Genomic DNA, 2,731 nt, shown 5'->3' with positions numbered 1-2,731 from the left:
GCCAAGGCGCTGTTCAACGCCGGGCGCGGCCTGGGGCTCAACCAGACCCGGATCGGCCGGATCGTCGGCAAGAACCGCTCGACGCTGATCCGCTCGGGCCTGGACCCGGCCAGCCGGAACGGGGAACTGGCCCTGCTGCTCATCCGCTGCTACCGGAGCCTCTACGCCCTGATGGACGGCAACGAGGAACAGATGCGGCACTGGATGCATACCCCCAACCGGCATACCGGCGGCATACCCGCCGAACAGGTGCTTTCGGTTGCCGGCCTGGTGCATGTCTGCGACTACCTGGACGCGATTCGCGGCAAGGTCTGAGCCATGCCGGGGCCGTGGGAGGATTGCGGACTGGCCGATCGGATCGAGCCGGTCAACGGCGAGCTGACTCGCATTGTCGAAAGCCAGGAACAGGTGGCGACCACCGGCCTGGTGGACACCCTCGAGGAACAGGGCATCCTCGAGACCATGCTGGATGAGGCCAAGCCGCCGCCCCGACCCGGCAGCGAGGGGTTGCACTACCTCCTGATGACGCCGTTTCGCTACCCGCCGCTGCGGCACGGTTCGCGCTTCGGGCACCGATACGAACCGTCCATCCTCTACGGCTCCCTCTCGGCACAAACCGCGCTGGCGGAGGCCGCCTATTACCGGCTGGTTTTCCGGTCCGGGATGGAGACGCCGCCCGCCGCCCCGATCCGGAGTCGCCACACCCTGTTCCGCGCGCGATACGACACGGACGACGGCCTGCGTCTGCATCGACCGCCTTGCGACCGCTGGCGGGCCACGCTGACCGACCCGGTCGAGTACACCGCGACCCAGCGCCTGGGAAGCGCCATGCGCGAGGCCGGGGTGCTGGCCTTCGAGTTCCACTCGGCCCGCGATCCGCGAGGCGGCATCAACGTCGGCCTGTTCGAGCCGGCCGCACTGGCCTCCCGGGCGCCGACCGGAGAGGAACAATGGCTGTGCGAGTTAGCAGACGATCACGTGACCTTTCTCCACCCATCCAGCCGGCGGATCGAACGCTTTCCCGCCGAGACATTCCTGGTCGGCGGGCAGCTGCCACAGCCGGCCGTCTGAACGAATGGCACCACCTCGGCGAGACAGCCTACGCTCCAGAGCCACCTCCACTCCGACGGCACGATAGCGACGAGATCCCTTCACACCAGAGCCCCACCGTGGGAGCGGGCCCCGCCCGCGAAGGCCGCTCCAGCGGCCGCCCCGGTCTCGACGCACCACAACGCCGAAACCGGGACTCGCGCGTCCCGCGCGATTCGCGACCGAGGGTCGCTCCCACGGTGGGGCGGCTTTGACGTGGTGTCAGTCGCTTTCCCGCTTCCCCAACTCGACCCCGGTGCGCCAGTCGATCGGCGCGAGGCCGTGGGATTCGAGGAAGGCGTTGATGCGCGAGAAGGGCTTCGAGCCGAAAAAGCCGCGGTAGGCGGACAGCGGCGAGGGGTGCGGGCTCTTGATGACGAGATGCTCGGGGCGGTGCACGTACGCGGCCTTCTTCTGCGCCTGCGCGCCCCAGAAGACGAACGCGATCGGGCGCGGCTGTTCGGCCAGCACGCGGATGGCGTAATCGGTCAGCGCCTCCCAGCCCAGCCCGCGGTGCGAGGCGGGCTGCCCGGAGGCGACCGTGAGCACCGCGTTCAGGAGCAGCACGCCCTGGTCGGCCCACGGGGTGAGATCGCCGCTGCGGTTCTCTATCCCCAGATCGTCGGCCAGCTCCCTGAAGATATTCTGCAGGGACTTCGGGATGGGCCGCACGTCGGGTTGCACCGAGAAACACAGCCCGTTGGCGTGCCCCGGCGTGGGGTAGGGGTCCTGGCCGAGGATCACCACCCGCACCTGGTCGAGCGGGGTGTGGTTGAAGGCGCGGAACCACTCGTCGGGCCTGGGGTGGATGACGGTGCCGCGCTTGCCCTGTTCGAGCAGCTGCTCACGCAGCGCCTGCATGGGCTGATCCAGCAGCACCGGTGCCAGCGCCTCGCGCCAGCCGGGCTCCAACTGCACGCGTTCGAGACTACGTTGAGCCATCAAGACCTCGCAAAACCGTCATGAGTCGCCAGCGTCACGGCATCAGCCGTTCGATCTTCCAGCCGTCGCCATCCCGCACGTAGGCGAAGCGGTCGTGTAGCCGCGACGGCCGGCCCTGCCAGAACTCCCACTCGCGCGGCACCACGCGGTAGCCGCCCCAGGCCGGGTTGCGCGGCACCTCGTCCCCGGGATAGCGCTCTGCCATCTGTTCGAAGCGCCCTTCCAGGGCCTCGCGCGACTCGATCGGCGCACTCTGCATGGAGGTGATCGCCGCGAGCCGCGAGCCGCGCGGGCGCTGGCGGAAGTAGGCCTCGTTGTCCTCGTCGGACAGTCGCTCGACCATGCCCGCCACCCGCACCTGCCGATCGACCTCGGGCCAGAAGAAGGTGATAGCCGCGCGCGGGTTGGCGGCCAGCTCCTCCCCCTTGCGACTGCGGGTATCGGTGTAGAAGCACAGGCCACGGGCATCGAAGTGTTTCAAGAGCACGTAGCGCGCCGACGGCCAGCCCTCGGCATCCACGGTGGAGACACACATCGCGGTGGGATCGAAGTTGCCCGCCTCCCGCGCGGCGACCAGCCAGCGCGCCAGCTGCTCGACCGGGTCGGCGGCCAGGTCGCGGCGATGCAGCACGCCGTGGATGTAGTCGCGCCGGTCGGCACGGTGATCGAATTCGCCCGCCATGGATGCTCCTGTTGCAAC

Annotated in this window: 4 protein-coding genes; 2 read left to right on the top strand and 2 right to left on the bottom strand. The window is 69.1% G+C overall.

The window, feature by feature from the left end:
- Both ACLFMY_RS08885 and ACLFMY_RS08880 read left to right on the top strand, forming a co-directional pair.
- Positions 1 to 315, top strand: a 315-nt coding sequence (locus ACLFMY_RS08885) for an antitoxin Xre/MbcA/ParS toxin-binding domain-containing protein (RefSeq protein WP_410764302.1), incomplete at its 5' end; no start/stop codon positions are given.
- 3 nt (positions 316 to 318) lie between these two features.
- Complete coding sequence (locus ACLFMY_RS08880) at positions 319 to 1,071, top strand: RES family NAD+ phosphorylase (protein WP_410764301.1); 753 nt, start codon at positions 319 to 321, stop codon at positions 1,069 to 1,071.
- 240 nt (positions 1,072 to 1,311) lie between these two features.
- On the opposite strand, the gene ACLFMY_RS08875 is transcribed toward ACLFMY_RS08880, so the two are convergent.
- A complete protein-coding gene (locus tag ACLFMY_RS08875; RefSeq protein WP_410764300.1) occupies positions 1,312 to 2,031 on the bottom strand; it encodes a uracil-DNA glycosylase in 720 nt (239 codons plus the stop codon).
- A gap of 34 nt (positions 2,032 to 2,065) precedes the next feature.
- Positions 2,066 to 2,713 carry a pyridoxamine 5'-phosphate oxidase gene (gene pdxH, locus ACLFMY_RS08870; protein ID WP_410764299.1) on the bottom strand — a complete coding sequence of 216 codons (648 nt, stop codon included), beginning with the start codon at positions 2,711 to 2,713 and terminating at the stop codon, positions 2,066 to 2,068.
- Positions 2,714 to 2,731 lie beyond the last annotated feature (18 nt).

This window comes from Guyparkeria sp. (genome assembly GCF_046545975.1).
Classification (GTDB): Bacteria; Pseudomonadota; Gammaproteobacteria; order Halothiobacillales; family Halothiobacillaceae; genus Guyparkeria.
The sequence above is the reverse complement of the archived record's forward strand: the minus strand, read 5'-3'. Positions and strand labels throughout refer to the sequence as shown.